The following is a 19,453-nucleotide window of genomic DNA, read 5'->3' on the forward strand; positions in this document are numbered from 1 at the left end:
TGGATGGTATGTGGTTTATTTTCAGATGGTTATAACCTGCATCGTGCGGTCTGCCTGCGCCCGGTGAGGCATTTGCGGGACACAGGCGCTCGTGCTGTCCAGTTCCGGCTTGTCCGGTCTTATGTTGTCTTGTCGGATTCGGCCTTGCGGCTGCGGCTACAAAGCGGGCGGCGCAGGGGTTCCCGTATTAACGGCCGTTGCGGTAGGTGCAGTGGAGCGTTTCGGGCTGCGGTTCCGACGGATTGCGCCGCCAGACCATCGCGAGGTCTTTCGCCGCGTCGCCCGTGCCGAAGTCGAAGCCGTCTTCCGATGCGAATGTCGTGGGAATATTCCCCTCGAAGCCGTATTTGCGGTAGAATCCGTGCAGCCACTCGTCGCTCGGAATCAGCAGCGCCGCGTCGTCGCCCCGTTCTGCTATCAGGCGCATCGCTTCGCGCATGAGCTTGTCTGCGAGTCCGCGGCGGCGGAATTCGGGCGCTGTCGCAACCCCGTATACGTAGGTCGTGCGGCCCAGTTCGCTGTCGAACGGCACGAGGTGGAGCATCGCCGCCGTACGGCCGTCGCATTCGGCCGTCAGCATCCGCCGCCGGCTGTAATAGCGCATCAGGAACGAATCGATGAATTGTTCGTCGTCGCCGAAGGCGGCCGTCCAGAGTTCTTTGCAGGCGATTTCATCGGGATGCAGGTGGATGGCGGCGAACTTGTGCTGGATGACGGCGGGGTGGTAGGAGAGTTTCGACTGGCGCAGCCCTTCGATTCCGAGGTCTTCCTCGCGGTTGATCATCGTGAAGCGTTCGGGCAGGTGTTGTGCGAAAAGTTTGTTGATGACAGTAAATGCCCCGTCGTAGTCGGTGTCGGCTTTTTCGACGTGCGTGTCGAACGTGTGGTCGTTGACCGCCGAGCCGTAGGTGAACGCCACGAGCTTGTCTCCGACGTAGATGCAGCCTCCGAGCATCTCCAGCTCTTCGAAATGGTCGAATGCCCGCATCATCGCCCGCTGTTCGGCGCACAGCTCCGAGGTGTGCCCCTCGTGTGCCCGGCGCCATTCGCGTTCGAGCTGCATGCATTCACCGAAACGGTCGCGCGTGAGCTCCTCGTAGCGGAAATCGGGGTATTCGGCCATAAAGCGGTTGATGTGGTTGCGCTTGGGCTGGTAACGCCGGCCCGTGAGGTTGCGCAAATCGTCGGCGTTGTAGACATAATCTTCCAGCGCACGGTCGGATTCGAAAGCGAACTCCCCGACGTGCATGTTGCGGATCATTTCGCGACCTTCGTCCGTGAGGCCGATGATGCGCAGCCGCTGTCCGTGGGCATGGGCATCCTCGCGCAGGGCGGGAATGATGCCTGCGAAATCGCCTTTGCCGACGGGCTGCATATAGCCGATTTTCTCACCGCCGCCGATGTGGAAGCGGATGACCAGGAAGCCGTCGATTTCGGCCCAGGCGCTGTGGTACATCGCCTGCCAGCAGTACATGTTGGCGAATGCCAGGTCGCAGTTGTAGATGCCCGAGGGCATGGTATAGCGCTCGATGGTCTGTTTGTCCTCGAGGCGCACGGGGTTGAATTCAATCATGGACGGTGTAACTCTTTTTTTCGACGTGGGAATAGTATTGCTGCACGAGGGCGCGGAAGTCCTGCAGCAGGGTTGCGGCCTCTGCTGCATCGCCGCCGGCCGCGTCCGTCACCGGCCCGGGCTGCGTATCGTCGAAGCGGAGCGTGCCGTCGCCGGTCACGGCGCGGAACTCGCCGTCCCAGCTTACCGACCAGCGTGGACGCTGCGGCTCGTTCAGTATGTCGCGGCCGAAAGCGAAATAGGGCTCCGTGTTGCCCAGCAGGCCCAGCAGGGTGGGCATGATGTCGAGTTGCTGCACGACTTCGCCGATTTCGCCGCGCAGGGCGCCGTCGGGGGTATACATGAACCCGATAATGTGGTAATTGCCCGGATAGGTGCGGGTTTCGGGGGCGAACTTTTCGGACGAAACATGGTCGGCGACGAATACGAACAGCGTGCGGCGGAACCATTGTTCGCGGCCGAAGCGTTCGAAGAAGAGGCGGAACGCATTGTCGTCGTAGGCTACGCCCTTGTGTATTTTGGTGTATCCTTCGGGAAGTATCTCTTCGTATTGTGCCGGGACGACGAACGGATGGTGCGACGAGAGGGTGAAAAGCGTGGCGAAGAAGGGCTCCGGCGTTTCGGAGAGCTCCTCGCCCATGAATTGCAGGAACGGTTCGTCCCAGATGCCCCAGTAGCCGTCGAAATCGTCCGTGCCGTGCTTCGCCTCGTAGTCTTCGCGGCTGACGAGCCGCTCGACGCCTGCCGAGCGGGCGTAAGCCCCGAAGCCCATCGAACCGTGTTCCGAGCCGCAGAAGAACGCCGTCGAATAGCCTTTGCCGCGAAGCATGGCCGGCAGCTGCCGGCTTTCGCCCAGCGACTGCGGCATCAGCACGAACGGTGTCTTGAACGACGGGATGCTGCCCAGTACCGAGGGCATGGCCTGTATCGACCGGGTGCCGTTGGCGTACATGCGGTTGAAACACAACCCGCTGCGCATCAGCGAGTCGAGGAACGGCGTGAAGCCTTTCGTGTCGCGGCCTGCATAGGCCTCCGGCATCAGGTGCGCCGAATGTTCGGCCGACATGCTCTCCATGATGAAAATCACGACGTTGCGGCCCGCGAGGTTCACGGCCGTGCTGTCTGCAGGCTGGTGGACGGGCGTGAAATGGCGGGACAGCTCCTCCGGTGTGAAATATTTCCGGTATTTGACGGTTCCCGCACTGCCGATGGTGCGCAGGATGCAGAACGGATTGCTCAATATCAGGTTGGCTTTGCCGCTGTCCGAGGTGTAGAGCATGGCGTTCGAGAGGGTAATCGGCCGCGTCATGCGGGTCATGCCCCCGCGCATGCCTGCGATGCAGAGCCCGGCGCCTGCCGCGAAGAGCAGGGTGCTTCCGGCGTAATAGGCCCATCCCCGTTTCAGAAGGCTCTCTTCGCGGATTTTGCGGCCGTAGCCCCATGCCAGCAGCGCCACGAGTCCGGCGGCGGCGAGCACCAGGTACCAGTTCTCGGCCATGAATTTGCCGACGAGCTGTGCGGAATTGCTGTTGTCGGCGAAGAATACCTCGTCGGCTGTGAAGCGTTTCTGCGTATAGCGGAAATAAACGCAGTCGGCCATGTTGATTGCCACGACCAGCACGGCGTTGACGGCGACGTAATACCAGAAGAGCAGTTGGCGGTACCACCCGCGCTCGCGCACGTGCAGCGGTAAGAGCGACAGCAGGACGAACACCCCGTCGGCGTAAACTACCGACGCCGTGTCGAATTTGAGCGTCCCGGCGAGCAGCTGTCCCAGCTCGCCCCATGCCAGCGGCCCCAGCAGTCGTGCGTTGTAGAGGTAAAATACCGCACGGCAGAGCATCAGCACGACATATAGCAGTGCGATGCGCCGCAACAGCAGGGCGACAGGGGTATGCAACAGGCGTTTCACGAATTAACCGTTGTTCGGGCGATTCCGTTAAGTTCGACTCATTTATACGGGGCGGTTTCTGCCGCAGCCGGCGGCTGCGTTTGAGATAGGCCCTACCTTTTATTTTCCCCGCAGGAAACCCGGCGCGTGGCAAAACCGGCCGGGCGCCCGGGTTATTCGCAGGCCTTGAGCGACATGTCGAGCGATTTGATTTGGTGCGTCAGGGCGCCTACCGAGATGAAGTCCACGCCGCATTCGGCATAGTCGCGCATCGTGTCGAACGTAATGCCGCCGCTCGATTCGGTTTCGCAGCGTCCGGCGACTTTTTCGACCGCCTCGCGCGTCATGGCGGGCGTGAAGTTGTCGAACATGATACGGTCTACGCCGCCTGCGGCGAATACCTCGTCGATGTCCTCCAGCGAGCGCACTTCGCACTCGATCGGAATATTCTTTCCTTTGGCTTCGAGGTACGCTTTGGCTCCGGTAATCGCCGCACGGATGCCGCCCGCGAAATCGATGTGGTTGTCTTTCAGGAGAATCATGTCGAAAAGTCCCATGCGGTGGTTCTCGCCGCCGCCGATTTTCACGGCCATCTTGTCCAGTACGCGCATGCCGGGCGTGGTTTTGCGCGTGTCGAGGACTTTGGTGTGCAGTCCTTCGAGGTTGCCGACGTAGACCGCGGTCTGTGTCGCCACGCCGCTCATGCGCTGCATGATGTTGAGGATGATGCGTTCGGCCTGCAGCAGCGAACGCAGGCGCCCCGAAACGTAGAATGCCACGTCGCCGGGCTTCACGCGGTCGCCGTCGTGAAGTATCTGTTCGAACTTCATCTCCGGGTCGAGGCGGTGGAAAACGATCTGCGCGATTTCGATGCCGGCGATGATTCCCTCCTGCTTGCACAGCAGGCGCATGCGGCCGTGTTCGTCGGAGGGGATGCACGAAAGCGACGTGTGGTCGCCGTCGCCGATATCTTCTTTGATGCAGAGCTCGATGAGCTCGTCTACGAAAGGTTTGTATTCGGGTTTCATGTCTTTACGTTTTTCAGTGCAAAGTTACAAAAGAATCGTTCCGCGGAACACGGCTTTGTGGTCGAGTGTCTCTCCGCCGACGGGAATTTGCGGATTGACGCACGTGAAAATGACTTCCAGACCGCCGTTGGCGACTCTTCCGGTGAATACCGGGATTTTAAATTTACTGTAGGGTTTTCCGCCGATGTAAGGCACAATCGGGTCGGCGGTGCTCGTCAGTTCGTAGATTCCGTCGCCGTTGGCATCTTCGTATTTCAGTTCGGGGATGACGATTGTCAGTTTCATCGGCATGGACGCCGCGAAACGGATTTCGTGCATCGTGAGTTTGAACAGGCCGTTATTGTCCTCGGTGAGTTCGAACGTCACGTCGGACGCCACGAACGGTTCGGCTTCGGGGGTCCGGTTGCTGGTGACGGTGAGCGTACCCCCGAAATCGGCCGATTGCCTGGAGTCTTTTTCGTCTTCGGTGTTGCAGGCGACGCTGGCCGCAAGGGCGAGCAGGAGCAGGAATTTTTTCATTGTCGTTATCGTTATAGATTAATATTCAGTGTAATGCCGAACGTGCGCGGCCGGCCGCGCTGTACGAATTCGTTGCCAATCGACTTGAAGTAGAAAACGTCGTACTTTTCGCCGCCGAGGTTGCGGCCCCAGATGTCTACCGAGTAGTGCTTCTGTTCGAAACGCACCGACGCTTCGGCCAGGGCGTAGAAAGGCTGCGAAAGCGTGTTCTCCTCGTTCCACCAGATGCGGCCCGCGCAGCGCACCCCGGCCCGCAGGACGATGTTCCCCAGCCACGATACGCCGGTCGGGACAGTCCATGCGGCCCCTGCCCCGAGCGTATGCTGCGGGGCATAGGGGAGGCGGTTGTCCTTGAAATCCTGCTTGCCGTCGTTGTAGCGGACGAAGCGGGCGTCGGTATAACCGTAGGCCGCGTTTATGTCGAGGTTCCGCCACGGCGAAATTTGCAGCGACAACTCGCCCCCGAGGCTGCGCGTGCGACCGGCGTTGGTCATCATGCGGCCCGTGGTCGTGCCCTCGGGGAAGACGGTGAGCTGCTGGTCGCGGCAGTCGATCCAGAAAAGCGCGAAGTCGCCCCGCACGGCGCCGTCCATGCAGGAGAAGTGTCCGCCGAACTCGTAGTTCCAGCTGTATTCGGGTTTGTAGCTCACGACCTTGTCGACGTCGTAGGCCGCACCGAATCCCATTTCGCGCATCATCTCCTGCTGGAGTACGTCGGAGAACATCTGGGTGTTGAAACCGCCGGCCTTGTAGCCTTTGGCGACCGAAACATAGAGGTTGTGTATTTCGTCGAAAGCGTAGAGTACCGAGAATTTGGGCAGCACCTCCGTGAAACTCTGCTTGAGCGTACTGCGGATGTCGATTGCGAGCGGATAGTGCCCGGAGGTGCCGCTGTTGCGGTCGGTCGCCGTGTAGCCGGTTTCCGTATTGCTGCGGTAGTGCAGGCGCGCGTGCTCGAAGTCGAAGCGCAGGCCCGCCGTGAAGCGCCAGCGTCCCACCGTGTAGTTCGATTCGTGGTAGATCGCCCCGCCTGCCGAGGGGTTGCGGAAGCGGCTGCCCAGCAGCAGTTCGTTGTCGTCCCAGGCGTCGTATGTGTACTGCGGGTCGTGCTCGTTGGCGTTTTTGAGAATCAGTTCTTCGATGCCGGTCTGCTTGAAGAGCACCGGGGCGTTCATTACGCCGCTACGGTAGAAGCCGAACGCGCCGAACAGCCAGCGGTAGGCTCCTTTTTCATGCGAGCGGAAAACTACGTCCTCGGTCACGGCGTGCTCCGTGCGGGCCTGCTTGAGCGTGAAGTACGACACGGGCAGGAAGTCCTGGTCGAGGAGCATTTCGTCGTCGGAATACTGGTAACTGGTGATGGACGCCACGGTGAAACTGCCGGCGTCGTAGCGGATGGTGAGCCCGTCGCTGACGGTCGTGCGGCGGTAGGAGCAGGGGTCGTTGTAACGGATTTCGCCGTGGCGGATAACGGGTTTCCCGTCGTCGCCGAGGATGTCGGTTCCGGCGTATGCATAGGGGTAACCGCCCTGTTCGAGTACCGAAAACGAGAGCGTATTGTCGATGCGCAGTCCCGATAGGTTGCGCCACTGGGTTTTCCACCGTCCGCCGCCCAGCCGTTCCCAGTCGCATTTGCGGCCCGTAGCGAGGTTTTCGAAGAAGCCGCCCGTATGCGTATAGTAGCCCGTTACGGCCATGCCCAAATCGGGATTGAGCTTGTAGTAGGACGAAGCACGGAATTTATAGCTGTCGCCGCTGCCGTATTCGGCGCTCAAACGCACGCCTTCGTACGTGAGCGGCGAGAGGGTGTAGACGTTGACCACGCCGCCCATCGTATTGCGCCCGTAAAGCGTCGACTGCGGGCCCCGCAGCACCTCGATGCGCTCTGCGTCGGCCAGTTCCATGTCGTAGTTGTCCTTGTTCAGCACCGGCACGTTGTCGATGTTGAGCCCCATGACGGGCTGGTCGATGCGTGCGCCGAGGCCCCGGACATAAATCGACGAGGTCATGCGCGAACCGTAGTCCGGAATGTGGAAGTTGGGAACGCTTTGCGAAAGGTCTTTCAGTGCGTCGACGTGCCCCCGTTCGATGGCGCGGCTGCCGATGATCGATGCCGCTACCGGCTGCGAGCGCAGCACCATGCCCTGTTTGATGGCCGTCACCTGCACCTTGTCCACGACGATTACCGTATCGACGGCCGACGGTTCTTCCTCCGCCGCAGTTGCCCGCTCTGCGGCCGCTGCCGTGTGCGGGCCGGGCGAATGCCGGTCTGCGGCGGCCGTCAGGAGCGGCAGCAGCATGAGCAGTATGGCGAATTGTTTGCGGTGCACGACAGGGCGTTTGATTCAGGTGCAAAGTAAAGGAATTATTTCGGAAGCTGCAATCCTAATTTATGAGGAGGCCGTCAGAGCTCGTCGGCGTCGACATACCCGGCCGTCATGGCGTAGATGGCCAGCCCCGCCACCGAGCGGATTCCCAGCTTCTCCATGATGTTGCGGCGGTGGGAAATCACCGTCGTCAGCCCGATTTGCAGGGTGTCGGCGATTTGCTTGTTCATGTAACCGCGGGCAATCAGCGCAAGCACTTCGGCTTCGCGCCCCGAGAGCGGTGCGGCGGCAGGCTGCATGCCCTCCGCAAGCCCGTGCTCGTGGTGGTGCGCGCCGTGGTGCATGCGCAGGATGTCGCGCACGATCGCCTCCTCGTTGGTGCAGACGTCGAGCAGGTGCATGCCCGCGTAGGCGGGCTGGGGCTGCCCGCTGCAAAGCAGGATTGTCTTGTGCCGCCGGGAGCCGCGGAAGAACGTGCCGTGGGTCACGAAAAGCTGCGCCGCAACGAAGTAGTGGAAAAAACGCTCCGGGCCTGACTCTGCGAACGATTCGAAGTCGCCGAACAACTCGACGTCGGCCACCGGGATAATCTTCTCGAGGATGGCTTTCATCCCGATGCCCATCAGGATATTCGGGGTGACGACGGCTATGGCGGGGCGTTGCTGCATCTGCTTATTCGTGGTGGTAGGGTTCGTTGTTGAGGATGGTGAACGCCCGGTATATCTGTTCGGCGAAGATGGCCCGCACGATTTGGTGCGAGAAGGTCATGCGCGAAAGCGACAGTTTGGCCTGGGCCCGTTTGTAGACCTCTTCCGAAAAACCGTAAGGTCCGCCGATTACCAGCACGAGGCGTTTTATGCCGCTGTTCATGCGTTTCTGGAGCCAGTAGGCGAATTCCACCGAGCGCATCTGCTCGCCCCGCTCGTCGAGCAGGACGACGTAGTCGCCCTCCGCGAACTGGCGCAGGAGCGCCTCGCCCTCGGCCGTGCGCTGCTGCTTTGCGGTGAGGTTTTTGGTGTTGCGGATGTCGGGCAGAATCGTGACGGCGAATTTGCAGTAGAAATTCACGCGCCGGACGTACATGCCGACCAATGCTTCGATCTCTTTCGAATCGGTTTTTCCTATGACTATCAGTTCGATGCCCATTATTCATGCGGGGCGCCCCTCGAAAAGGGCGGTTCCGGGAGTGTGCCTGTGCCGGATTATCAGGCCGGCCCGTTGGTTATAAATCCGAATTCCATTCGCCGTCGGCGTCCGCGTAAATCACCGGACGCGACTTCTCGACCGACTTGAGCCATTCGTAGGCCTTGTACATGTTGTACCCGTTGCCCGATTCGCCGCCCAGCGAGAATGCGATGACGCACGAATGGTTGCGCGAGCGGTAGTACATCGCCTTGACGCGTTCGAGGTATTCGTCCGCCAGCGACGGGGCGTTCGACGGCGTGCCGCCTATCCGGCGGTCGTCGCGCTTTTCGGGCGCGTTGATATTGGCGCAGTCGATGACGTAAAGCCCCAACTCGTCGCATAGGTCGTAGAACCATGCCGGCTGCGGGTAGTCGGGGCAAATCGTGTTGTTGCCTTTGGCTTTCAGGGATTTCAGGTCGGCAAGGGTCGTTTTGCGGTCTGCGGCGGCATTGTAGTCGGCTTTCACGAGTTTCAGCTCTTTGTCGAAGCGCGTGAGGCGGCCGTCGATTAGCTCGGTCTTGCCGAAGCCGATTTTCATCGGCATGTATTCGCGGTAAGCCCCATCGCGACGCGTGAAGAGCATTACCTTGTAGAGCGGCGGGTTCTTGGCCCCCGGCTCCCATTTGTTGGCGTTGGTGCCGTAGATGAAGGGCGTGAAACGCACGGTATCGGTCATGCGGCCCGGAATTACGATTTCCTGCATGTTGAATTCGAGCAGTTTGCCCTGCGGCGAATAGATGTCGTAACCCACGGTTACGGGTTCGTCGTAGTTGAATGCGTTCTGGGCGACGATTGCCAGTTCCAGTACGCCGAACCTGCGGGTCGAGTCGGGCACGAGCGCAATCTCGAAATCCCGGATCGAACGTTTGTTCTGCGTGTACAGATAGCTGTTTTCGAATGCCTTGCGCGATGCGGGCGCCGCATTGATTTCATCGGCGGCGCTGCGGCGCAGGGTCAGCACGACGGCGTTCTTTCCCTGACGGATATAGGGTGTCAGGGCGAATTCGGCGGGTGTCGAGGAGTCCTCGACCTCGGCGACTTTGCTGTCGTTGACCGTCAGGGTGTAGGCCGTCCCGACGTTTTCGAGGTGGAGGTAAACCACGCCGTCCGTCCATACGTAGGGGATGTCGACCACCTGTCCCACGGCTACGGCGTCACCCGAGGCGGCGAACGGTTCGGGGGTGTAGGCCATGTAGGCCTCGACGCCCGCCAGGTTGCGTGCATCGGCGTCGTGGCGCTTGTCGTACGGGACGACTTCGGTGCGGTGGATGCGTCCCGCCTCGACGGGGCGTGAGAGGATTTCCGTGGTGGGGGGCTCCTTGACGTTGTAAAGATCCTGTGCCCGGGTGCCTGCGGCGCAAAGGAGCAAGGCCGTCAGCAGTATCGTGCGTTTCATGTGCGTATTCTTATATAGGTTAGGCAAAGGTACTTTTTTTTTGCCAAATCGCAAATAATGGGTATCTTTGTAAGTTCGAAAAGAACTGTTAAGAGCACAGAAAAAATGAATCACATGAAAACGCAGAGAATCGTAGAAATTCTGAAGTCGGGTGTCGTGGACACCGACATCGTCGTCAAAGGCTGGGTGCGCACCAAGCGCGGAAACAAGAACGTGGCGTTCATCGCCCTGAACGACGGATCGTGCGTTGCGAATATACAGGTGGTCGTCGACCTTTCGAAATTCGACGAGGAGCAGCTCAAGCCGATTACCACGGGGGCCTGCATCCGCGTCGACGGACGGCTGGTGGAGTCGCTCGGCTCGGGCCAGCGGGTCGAGGTGCAGGCCTCGAAAATCGAGGTTTACGGCACGGCCGATCCCGAAACCTATCCCCTGCAGAAGAAAGGACACTCGCTGGAGTTCCTGCGCGAGATTGCCTACCTGCGTCCGCGAACCAATACGTTCGGCGCGGTGCTGCGTATCCGCCACGCCATGGCTTATGCCATTCACGAGTATTTCAACAAACAGGGCTTTTACTATTTCCATACGCCGCTCATCACGGCTTCGGACTGCGAGGGTGCAGGCGCCATGTTCCAGGTGACGACGCTCGACCTGAACGATATTCCGAAGACCGACGAAGGCGCGGTCGACTTTTCGCAGGACTTCTTCGGCAAGGCCTGCAACCTGACCGTGTCGGGGCAGCTCGAAGGCGAGCTGGGTGCATTGTCGCTGGGGCGCATCTACACCTTCGGCCCCACCTTCCGTGCCGAGAACTCCAACACCCCGCGCCATGCGTCGGAGTTCTGGATGATCGAGCCCGAAGCCGCTTTCTACGAACTGGAAGACAACATGGAACTTGCAGAGGATTTCCTCAAGTACCTGATTCAATATGCGCTGGACAACTGCGCCGAAGACCTCGAGTTCATGAACAAGATGTGGGACAAGGGGCTGCTGGAGCGGTTGAACTTCGTGCTGCACAACGACTTCAAGCGCCTCGACTACACCGAGGGCATCGAAATCCTGAAGGCTTCGGGTCGCAAGTTCGAGTTCCCCTGCGATTGGGGCTGCGATTTGCAGTCCGAGCACGAGCGTTACCTCGTGGAGGAGCATTTCAAGCGCCCGGTCATCCTGATTAACTACCCGAAGGACATCAAGGCGTTCTACATGAAACAGAACGACGACGGCAAGACGGTACGCGCTATGGACGTATTGTTCCCCGGAATCGGCGAAATTATCGGCGGTTCGGAGCGTGAGGCCGATTATGGCAAGCTTCGTGCAAGGGTGCAGGAGCTCGGTATGAACGAGAAGGAACTTTGGTGGTATCTCGACACCCGCCGCTGGGGCTCGGCCCCGCATTCGGGTTTCGGACTGGGCTTCGACCGGCTGCTGCTTTTCGTGACGGGTATGACCAATATCCGTGACGTGCAGCCGTTCCCGCGTACGCCGAAGAACGCCGAATTTTAAATCGCCTGGGAAGGCTGTTTCGCACTGACTGCATAACCCGAACACGCACATTCCTGTCCGGGGACTGCTACGCCGGTTCCGAAATCATCTCTTTTTCATACGATTTGCCGTTTGCGGCCGTTTGTATTGTAGTTACTAACCCCGAAGAAGAAACCAAATTCAGAATGTGTTTAATTCTTAATTTGGAAAAGTATGGCTATTAATCAGAAACAGGTACTATCGCTTCAGCAGAAGCTCTCTCCCCAGCAGATTCAGATGATCAAATTGCTGGAGCTCCCCACCGTGCAGCTCGAACAGCGCATCAAACAGGAGATTGAGGACAACATCGTGCTGGAGGAAGAGGAACATGCAGCGGAAGATGAAGAACAACCCCAGCAAATCTCCGTCGACGAGTACCTGCGCGAGGACGACACCCCGTCGTACAAAAGCCGTATCAACAACTATTCGAAAGACGACAAGCAGCGCCCGATATTCCTTACCGAGGGCCGCTCGCTGCCCGAATACCTGATCGAGCAGTTGGGCTTCCGCAACCTCTCGGAGCGCGACATGCGCCTGGCGGTATACCTCGTCGGAAGTATCGACGAGGACGGTTACCTGCGCCGCGACCTGGAGTCGGTGGCCGACGACATCGCCTTTACGGTGGGTATCGAAACTTCGGCCGAGGAACTCGAACGGCTGTTGGGTATCCTTCACGAGCTGGAGCCCGCAGGCATCGGCGCCCGCAACCTGCAGGAGTGCCTGCTGTTGCAGATGGCGCAGATTCCGATCAATTCGCGGCCGCGCCGGCTCGCCCGCAAGATACTCACCAACTATTTCGAGGAGTTCGTCAAGAAGCATTACGAAAAGCTGATGTCGCGCCTGCAGGTTTCGGAGGACGATTTCCGCGAGGCTATCGCCGAAATCAAGCGCCTGTCGCCCAAACCCGGCAACCTTTATGCCGAGGGCGGCACCGATACGACGCCCTATATCATCCCGGATTTCATCCTCGATTATCAGGACGGTCATTTCCAGTTGTCGCTCAACTCCTACAACGTGCCGGAAGTGCGCGTCAACCGCCGCTATATGGACATGATTCGCGAAATGGTGGGCTCCGACGGCACGGTGCGCGAAAAGGACAAGGAGGCGATTCAGTTCGTGAAGAACAAAATCGACTCGGCGAAATGGTTTATTTCGGCCATCAAACAGCGCCACGATACGCTGATGCGCACGATGCAAACCATCCTGGACTACCAGCAGGAGTACTTCAAGGACGGCGACAAGTCGAAACTGCGGCCGATGATTCTCAAGGACATCGCCGACCGTACGGGACTGGACGTGTCGACCATCTCGCGTGTGGTGAACAGCAAGTACGTGCAGACGCAGTTCGGCATCATCCTGCTGAAGTCGCTCTTCTCGGAGGCGATGCAGACCGAGAGCGGCGAGGAGGTGTCGAGCTACGAGATCAAGAATATTCTGCAGGAGTGCATCGACGAGGAGGACAAGCGCCACCCGCTGACGGACGAAACGCTGATGGATATTCTCAATGCCAAAGGATACCGCATCGCCCGGCGTACGGTGGCCAAATACCGCGAAATGCTCGGAATCCCGGTCGCCCGGCTCCGCAAACAGATATAGCGAAAGATTGACGGCCCGGCGTACCTTTCCGGGGCGGCCTTGTTGACTGGAATAGGCGTTTTCCCGCCGGCCGGACAATTGGCGGCCCGCCATACTGGGAGGACGCGTGATAAATTTGAATGATGTATAAGAAACTTTCGAACGGCATATCGTGGGCATTGCACCCATTCCTGCTGCCCCTCTACCTCGTCGTCGTGCTGCTGACGCTCACCGTCTTCGCGCACTATCCCGCCAACGTGAAATTTTACCTGCTGTGGGTGGTCGTGCTTTATGCGATGATTATTCCCCTGCTGGCCCTGGGCGTGCTGCGCTCGCTGGGCCGGATTTCCGATTTCAGGGTCGACGACCGGCGCGAGCGGCTGCTGCCGCTGCTGGTCGGGGCGATTTGCTACGTACTTTGCGCTATCACGATCGCCAAGATACCTTCGGCAATCTTCCTCCGCAAGTTCATGATTGCCGCCGCCTGCTGCGAGATGCTCTGCTTCGTGGTGTCGTTTTACTGGAAAATCAGCCTGCACCTTACGGCCATGGGAGCCGCCGTGGCCCTGCTGGTGGTGATGAATGTCGCCGGGGTGGGGAATATGATGGTGCCGCTGATGGTCGCCGTCCTTTGTGCCGGTGCGCTGGCTTCGGCCCGCCTGTACCTCGGCTGCCATAACGGGAGGCAGGTGCTCGCGGGGTTCTGCGGCGGTTTCGCCGTGGCGACGCTGGCGGTGCTGTTCCTCTGACGGGCCGGTTTCACATGAAAATCCCGGGCTTCGCAAGAAGTCCGGGATTTTGCATACTTTAAATACTTTGCGGTGCCTATACGCAGCCCTGTGCGAGCATGGCGTTGGCGACTTTCATGAAACCGCCGATGTTGGCTCCTACGACATAGTTGATATAGCCGTCCTCCTGCGTACCGTACTGCACGCACACCGAGTGGATGTTCTGCATGATCGAGCGCAGTTTGGCGTCTACTTCTTCGGGAGCCCAGGTGATGCGCATCGAGTTCTGCGTCATCTCGAGGCCCGACGTAGCCACGCCGCCCGCATTGGCGGCCTTGCCCGGGGCATACAGCAGTTTGTTCTGCTGGAAGATGCGGATGGCGTCCGGCGTCGAGGGCATGTTGGCCCCCTCGGCTACGCACATGCAGCCGTTGTCGACGAGCGCCTGCGCTTCGTCGCCGTTCAGTTCGTTCTGCGTGGCGCACGGCATGGCGATGTCGCACTTCACGCTCCACGGACGCTGGCCGGGGTAGTAGGTTGCCGATGGATAGCGGTCGGCATACTCCTTGATGCGGCCGCGGAAGATATTTTTCAATTCCATTACATACTCCAGTTTCGCGGCATCGATGCCCTCGGGATCGTGGATGTAACCCGACGAGTCGGAGAGGGTGACGACTTTGGCGCCGAGCTGTGTGGCTTTCTGGCAGGCGTACTGGGCCACGTTGCCCGAACCCGAGATGCAGACGGTCTTGCCTTCGAACGTTTCGTTGCGCGTGGCGAGCATCTCCTGTGCGAAGTAGCAGGTGCCGTAGCCGGTGGCTTCGGGACGCAGCGGACTGCCGCCCCAATCGCGGCCCTTGCCGGTGAGCGTGCCCGTGAATTCGTCGCGCAGGCGTTTGTACTGGCCGAACATGAAGCCGATTTCACGGCCTCCGACGCCGATGTCGCCCGCGGGCACGTCGGTATCCTGTCCGATGTGGCGTTGCAGTTCGGTCATGAACGACTGGCAGAATTTCATCACTTCGTTGTCCGAACGGCCTTTGGGGTTGAAGTCCGAACCGCCCTTTCCGCCGCCCATCGGCAGCGTCGTGAGGCTGTTCTTGAACGTCTGCTCGAAAGCGAGGAATTTGAGAATCGAGAGGTTGACCGAGGGGTGGAAGCGAATACCGCCCTTGTAGGGGCCGATGGCGCTGTTCATCTGTACGCGGTAACCGCGGTTGATTTCGATTTCACCCTTGTCGTTGAGCCAGGGAACCCGGAAGATAATCACACGCTCGGGTTCGGCGATGCGTTCCAGGATTTTCATCTTCTGCAATACGGGGCTCGCCACGATGTGCGGTGCCAGCGATTCGGCCACTTCGCGGACAGCCTGGTGGAATTCCGGCTCGTTGGGATTGCGCTGGGCCAGTTGCGCCATGAAATCATCGACATACTTTTGTGCTTGCTCGGTCATAATCAATCTGTGTTTTGAGGGTTATTGATTCTGTTCGGTGGTAAAAATAATGTATCTCTCGGAGTTTTGCAAGTTCTTTAAGAATTTGCTAAAATATTTTACTTATGCCTTCCGGGACTTCAGGCGCCTCTGCGCTTACTGTCCGGGAACAGGCAGGGAACATCGGTGAAAATCCGTAATAAAAAAAGACAGATTCATAGCGAATCTGTCATGTGAAAAAAATTATGATTTTTTTCAATTATTTTGCGCTTTGCCCCGGTTCCCGGCTGAATTCGAAGCCGATGTAGACATTTTTGTACTGTTCGAGCAGGGCGACGATGGTTTCCATCGACGACACTTTGCTGCCGTATGTCTTGATTATGTCGATGAGCTTGCTGACGGGAAAGACCAGTATCAGTTCCGTGCCGTTGAGGTAGGCGTGCGCCGGCACCGAGCCCAGGTCGATCTTCTCCTTGCCGATTTTCTCCTTGGCGAACAGCAGCGCGGCCACATGGGTCGAAGCGTCGAATTCGTAGGTGCCCGACAGCTTGTAGCCGCCCATCTGGGTGCTGAATGCGCCGTCCTTGCCGAAGGTGACCGAGCCCGCACCGGGGGTGATGCCGACTGTCTGGTAGATTTTGCCCAGCTGGTTTTTGACGGTGCCTTCGAGCGCCGACCCGCCGAGCTGGCTCAAGAGGTCGTTGCCCTCGAATTTCACGCCCGGCGAGGTATAGTTCCATGTCCCGACCAGCGCATACTGCGTCAGTTTTCCGTCGGTCGCTTTGTCGGCGGCCTCCGTGGCGGCTTTTTTCAGTGCTTCTTTCCAGTCCTGCGCTGCCGCCCGGCCGCCTGCCAGCAGCAGGAAAGCCGTTATCAGTAAAAAAGTTCTCTTCATTATCGTGTCTTTACAGTGATTCCAGTTCTTTGAGCCAGACGGCCGCCGATGCATCCGAGGGCATGCGCCAGTCGCCGCGGGGCGAGAGGGCCGCCGAGCCGACTTTCGGGCCGTCGGGCATGGCCGACCGTTTGAACTGCTGCGAGAAGAAACGGCGGAAAAAGACGGTCAGCCATTTCAGGATGGCGGCACGTTCGTAGCTGCCGTGGAACGCCTGTTCGGCAAGGAACAGTATTTTCGCCGGGCCGTATCCCGCACGGATGAAGTTATAGAGGAAGAAGTCGTGCAGTTCGTAAGGCCCAACGAGGTCTTCGGTCTTTTGTGCAATCCGCCCCTGGTTGTCTGCGGGCAGCAGCTCGGGACTGACGGGCGTGTCGATGATGTCGAGCAGCGTGGCGCGCGTCGCCGCATCGGATTCGGTGTCGGCGACCCATTTCACCAGGTGGCGCACCAGCGTCTTCGGAACAGAAGCGTTCACGCCGTACATCGACATCTGGTCGCCGTTGTAGGTCGCCCAGCCCAGCGCCAGTTCGCTCAGGTCGCCCGTGCCGACGACGAGTCCGCCCTCCATGTTGGCGACGTCCATCAGTATCTGCGTGCGCTCGCGCGCCTGGCTGTTTTCGTAGGCGGCCGACCGATCCTCCGGTGCGAGGCCTATATCCTTGAAATGCTGCATGCAGGCATCGCGGATCGGAATTTCGCGCACCGTGACCCCCAGGCTGCGCATCAGCTCCAGCGCATTGTTGTAGGTACGGTCCGTGGTTCCGAATCCGGGCATCGTGATACCGATGATACCCTCGCGGCCGAGCGACAGTTTGTCGAACGTGCGTACCGTCACCAGCAGGGCCAGTGTCGAGTCGAGCCCGCCCGAGATACCGATGACGGCCTTTTCGCAGCGGGTATGCACCAGCCGCTTGGCAAGTCCGTGCGACTGGATTTGGAATATCTCCTCGCAGCGCTCGCTGCGGTGCGCCTCGTCCTGCGGTACGAACGGCATGGGGTCGATGTCGCGGTCGAGCGCCGCGGCCCGCAGCCCTTCGGGAATTTCCATCTCGATTACGGTATTCTCCGTCGCATCCTCGTTCATGCGGAACGACGTGTTGCGGCGGCGTTCGAATTCCAGCCGCTGGATGTCGAGGTCGGCTACCGTCAGTTGCTCTTCGAGCTGGAACCGTTTCGAAGAGCGCAGTATCCGGCCGTTTTCGGCGATGATGCCGTTCCCGGCGAAGACAAGGTCGGTCGACGATTCGCCGAATCCCGCCGAGCAGTAGACGTAGCCCGCGAGGGTGCGTGCCGACTGCTGTGCCACGAGCTGCCGCAGGTAGGCGTGCTTGCCGACCGCTTCGGGCGAAGCCGAGAGGTTGAAAATGACCTTGGCGCCGTTGAGCGCGAGGTGCGACGAGGGCGGTATGGCCGTCCACAGGTCTTCGCAGATTTCGACCCCGAACTCCGTGCCGTTGACTTCGAATGTGAGGCCGGCGCCGAAATCGGCCCTTTGTTCCCCCACGGCAATCGTTTCCTCCGATATGCCGGCGCCCGAGGCGAACCAGCGGTTCTCGTAGAATTCGGTGTAGTCGGGGATGTAGGTTTTGGGAACGACGCCCAGCACGCGTCCCTGCGTAAAGATCACGGCACAGTTGTACAGGGCCGCACCGTGGCGCAGCGGCATGCCCGCAATCAGGGTCAGGGGCAGCTTGCGCGTATCGCGCACCAGCCGGGCAAAGGCTTCGTCGGCCGCATCGAGCAGCGCCGGTTGCAGCAGCAGGTCGCCGCACGTGTAGGCCGTCAGGGCCAGTTCGGGGAACGCGACGATTTCGACGCCCCGCTGTGCGGCCTCGTCGGCCATGGCGGCTATCCGCTCTGCGTTGAAATCGCAGTCGCCGACCCGTACGTGCGGCACCGCGGCCGCTACTTTCAGAAAACCGAAATTATCCATATGCGAACTGTTATTCGTCTTGTTTGTCGCTCGGCAGGGATTTGCGGCTACAACGGCTGCAGTCCCTGCCGTATTTGCAATCCGGCAGCCGTTCCGGCTCCGGCATGGGGCCGGTAGCGAGACCGGATTGCGGCACCGGAGATGCCGCTTTCATATCGAATCCCTTGTGGCCTCCCCGTTGTTAAGGGAAGTTGCCGTGTTTTGTTATTCCGTCGTTATTCCGCCCATAGTTGCGCGAGGTTCAGAATCACCTGCTGGGCCTTGCGCATCGTGGTGAGCGAGCAATACTCGAATTTGCCGTGGAAGTTCATGCCGCCCGTGAAGAGGTTGGGGCAGGGCAGTCCCATGAACGAGAGGCGCGCTCCGTCCGTACCGCCGCGGATGGGCCGCACGAGCGGCGTCACGCCGGCCGTTTCCATCGCTTTGAGTGCCTTGTCGATGACCTGCGGGTGCGGCTCGACCATTTTGCGCATGTTGAAATACTGGTCTTTGAGCGTGAGGGTCAGCACCTCGTCGCCGTATTTCTTCTTCAGCAGGTCGACGCACGCCCACATGAACACTTTCTTCCGCTCGAATTTTTCGGCGTCGTGGTCGCGGATGATGTAGCTGATCGAGGCCTTTTCGACCGTGCCGTTCACTCCTACGCAATGGTAGAATCCTTCGTAGCCCTCGGTGTACTGCGGGCGCTCGGCTGCGGGCAGCAGGTTTTGCAGTTCGCATGCCACGTCGATGGCGTTTATCATCTTGTCCTTGGCATAGCCCGGGTGGACGTTGCGGCCCTGGATTTCGATTTTGGCGCTTGCGGCATTGAAGTTCTCATATTCCAGTTCGCCCTCCATGCCGCCGTCGACGGTGTAGGCGAAGTCGGCGCCGAACGCCTTGACGTCGAAGAAGTCGACGCCACGGCCCACCTCTTCGTCGGGCGTAAAGCCGATGCGGATTTTGCCGTGCCTGATTTCCGGATGCGCGAGCAGGTACTCGGCGGCGGTCATGATTTCCGCCACACCGGCCTTGTCGTCGGCTCCCAAGAGGGTCGTGCCGTCGGTGTGAATCAGCGTGTGTCCCTTGAAGAACTCCAGTTCGGGGAAATCCGCCACCCGCATCGTGAGTTGCCCGTTCAGCGCGATGTCGCCGCCGTCGTACTCCTCGACAACGCGCGGCTTCACCTCCTTGCCGCTCATGTCGGGCGAGGTGTCCACGTGGGCGATGAAGCCGATGACGGGGGCGTTTTCACATCCCGGCGTCGCGGGGACGGTGCCCATCACGTAACCGTACTTGTCCATCGTGACTTCGGTCATGCCCAGCGCCTGCATCTCGTCGCGCAGGGCGGCCAGCAGCACTTTCTGTTTTTCGGTCGAGGGGAACGTCGTGCTTTCCTCCGACGATTGGGTGTCGTATGCGACGTATTTCAGAAATCTCTCTTTCAGATCCATGGTATTGCGATTTA

The 19,453-nt window shown here is 59.6% G+C and carries 15 protein-coding genes; 3 read left to right on the plus strand and 12 right to left on the minus strand.

Annotated features, from left to right (window positions below):
• Window positions 1-187: 187 nt before the first annotated feature.
• The 8 genes from QZT71_RS02270 to QZT71_RS02305 form a co-directional block, all read right to left on the minus strand.
• Window positions 188-1,573, minus strand: a complete 1,386-nt coding sequence (locus tag QZT71_RS02270; protein ID WP_295911842.1) for a GNAT family N-acetyltransferase — start codon at window positions 1,571-1,573, stop codon at window positions 188-190.
• Window positions 1,566-3,485 (minus strand): LTA synthase family protein, encoded by a 1,920-nt coding sequence (locus QZT71_RS02275; RefSeq protein ID WP_295911845.1) that lies wholly within the window; start codon window positions 3,483-3,485, stop codon window positions 1,566-1,568. Before QZT71_RS02275 ends, QZT71_RS02270 begins: the two co-directional genes overlap by 8 nt.
• A gap of 152 nt (window positions 3,486-3,637) precedes the next feature.
• Entirely contained in the window at window positions 3,638-4,492 is an 855-nt protein-coding gene (gene nadC, locus QZT71_RS02280) for a carboxylating nicotinate-nucleotide diphosphorylase (RefSeq protein ID WP_295911849.1), read from the minus strand.
• Between the two features lie 24 nt (window positions 4,493-4,516).
• Window positions 4,517-5,011, minus strand: a complete 495-nt coding sequence (locus QZT71_RS02285; protein ID WP_295911851.1) for a hypothetical protein — start codon at window positions 5,009-5,011, stop codon at window positions 4,517-4,519.
• An 11-nt stretch (window positions 5,012-5,022) separates the two neighbouring features.
• Window positions 5,023-7,341, minus strand: a complete 2,319-nt coding sequence (locus QZT71_RS02290) for a TonB-dependent receptor (protein WP_295911854.1) — start codon at window positions 7,339-7,341, stop codon at window positions 5,023-5,025.
• 74 nt (window positions 7,342-7,415) lie between these two features.
• Entirely contained in the window at window positions 7,416-8,006 is a 591-nt protein-coding gene (locus tag QZT71_RS02295) for a helix-turn-helix transcriptional regulator (protein WP_295911856.1), read from the minus strand.
• 4 nt (window positions 8,007-8,010) lie between these two features.
• On the minus strand, window positions 8,011-8,484 hold the full coding sequence (gene rlmH / locus QZT71_RS02300; RefSeq protein ID WP_295911859.1) for a 23S rRNA (pseudouridine(1915)-N(3))-methyltransferase RlmH: 474 nt from the start codon (window positions 8,482-8,484) through the stop codon (window positions 8,011-8,013).
• Between the two features lie 76 nt (window positions 8,485-8,560).
• Window positions 8,561-9,919, minus strand: a complete 1,359-nt coding sequence (locus QZT71_RS02305) for a glycoside hydrolase family 2 TIM barrel-domain containing protein (protein WP_295911862.1) — start codon at window positions 9,917-9,919, stop codon at window positions 8,561-8,563.
• Window positions 9,920-10,033: 114 nt separating this feature from the next.
• Between QZT71_RS02305 and asnS the strand changes: the two genes are divergently transcribed.
• From asnS to QZT71_RS02320, 3 genes are all read left to right on the plus strand, one after another.
• A complete protein-coding gene (gene asnS, locus QZT71_RS02310) occupies window positions 10,034-11,422 on the plus strand; it encodes an asparagine--tRNA ligase (RefSeq protein WP_295911865.1) in 1,389 nt (462 codons plus the stop codon).
• A gap of 192 nt (window positions 11,423-11,614) precedes the next feature.
• Window positions 11,615-13,036 carry an RNA polymerase factor sigma-54 gene (rpoN, locus tag QZT71_RS02315; protein WP_295911869.1) on the plus strand — a complete coding sequence of 474 codons (1,422 nt, stop codon included), beginning with the start codon at window positions 11,615-11,617 and terminating at the stop codon, window positions 13,034-13,036.
• A gap of 119 nt (window positions 13,037-13,155) precedes the next feature.
• On the plus strand, window positions 13,156-13,764 hold the full coding sequence (locus QZT71_RS02320; protein WP_295943552.1) for a hypothetical protein: 609 nt from the start codon (window positions 13,156-13,158) through the stop codon (window positions 13,762-13,764).
• Window positions 13,765-13,840: 76 nt separating this feature from the next.
• Here QZT71_RS02320 and gdhA read toward each other — a convergent pair whose 3' ends face one another.
• The 4 genes from gdhA to pepT form a co-directional block, all read right to left on the minus strand.
• A complete protein-coding gene (gene gdhA, locus QZT71_RS02325; RefSeq protein ID WP_295911871.1) occupies window positions 13,841-15,196 on the minus strand; it encodes an NADP-specific glutamate dehydrogenase in 1,356 nt (451 codons plus the stop codon).
• 238 nt (window positions 15,197-15,434) lie between these two features.
• Complete coding sequence (locus QZT71_RS02330; RefSeq protein ID WP_295911874.1) at window positions 15,435-16,070, minus strand: DUF4923 family protein; 636 nt, start codon at window positions 16,068-16,070, stop codon at window positions 15,435-15,437.
• A gap of 10 nt (window positions 16,071-16,080) precedes the next feature.
• Complete coding sequence (locus tag QZT71_RS02335) at window positions 16,081-18,006, minus strand: NAD(+) synthase (RefSeq protein ID WP_295911878.1); 1,926 nt, start codon at window positions 18,004-18,006, stop codon at window positions 16,081-16,083.
• A 215-nt stretch (window positions 18,007-18,221) separates the two neighbouring features.
• Window positions 18,222-19,439 carry a peptidase T gene (gene pepT / locus QZT71_RS02340; protein ID WP_295911879.1) on the minus strand — a complete coding sequence of 406 codons (1,218 nt, stop codon included), beginning with the start codon at window positions 19,437-19,439 and terminating at the stop codon, window positions 18,222-18,224.
• Between the last annotated feature and the right edge of the window lie 14 nt (window positions 19,440-19,453).

The organism is uncultured Alistipes sp., from assembly GCF_902388705.1.
Lineage (GTDB): Bacteria > Bacteroidota > Bacteroidia > Bacteroidales > Rikenellaceae > Alistipes.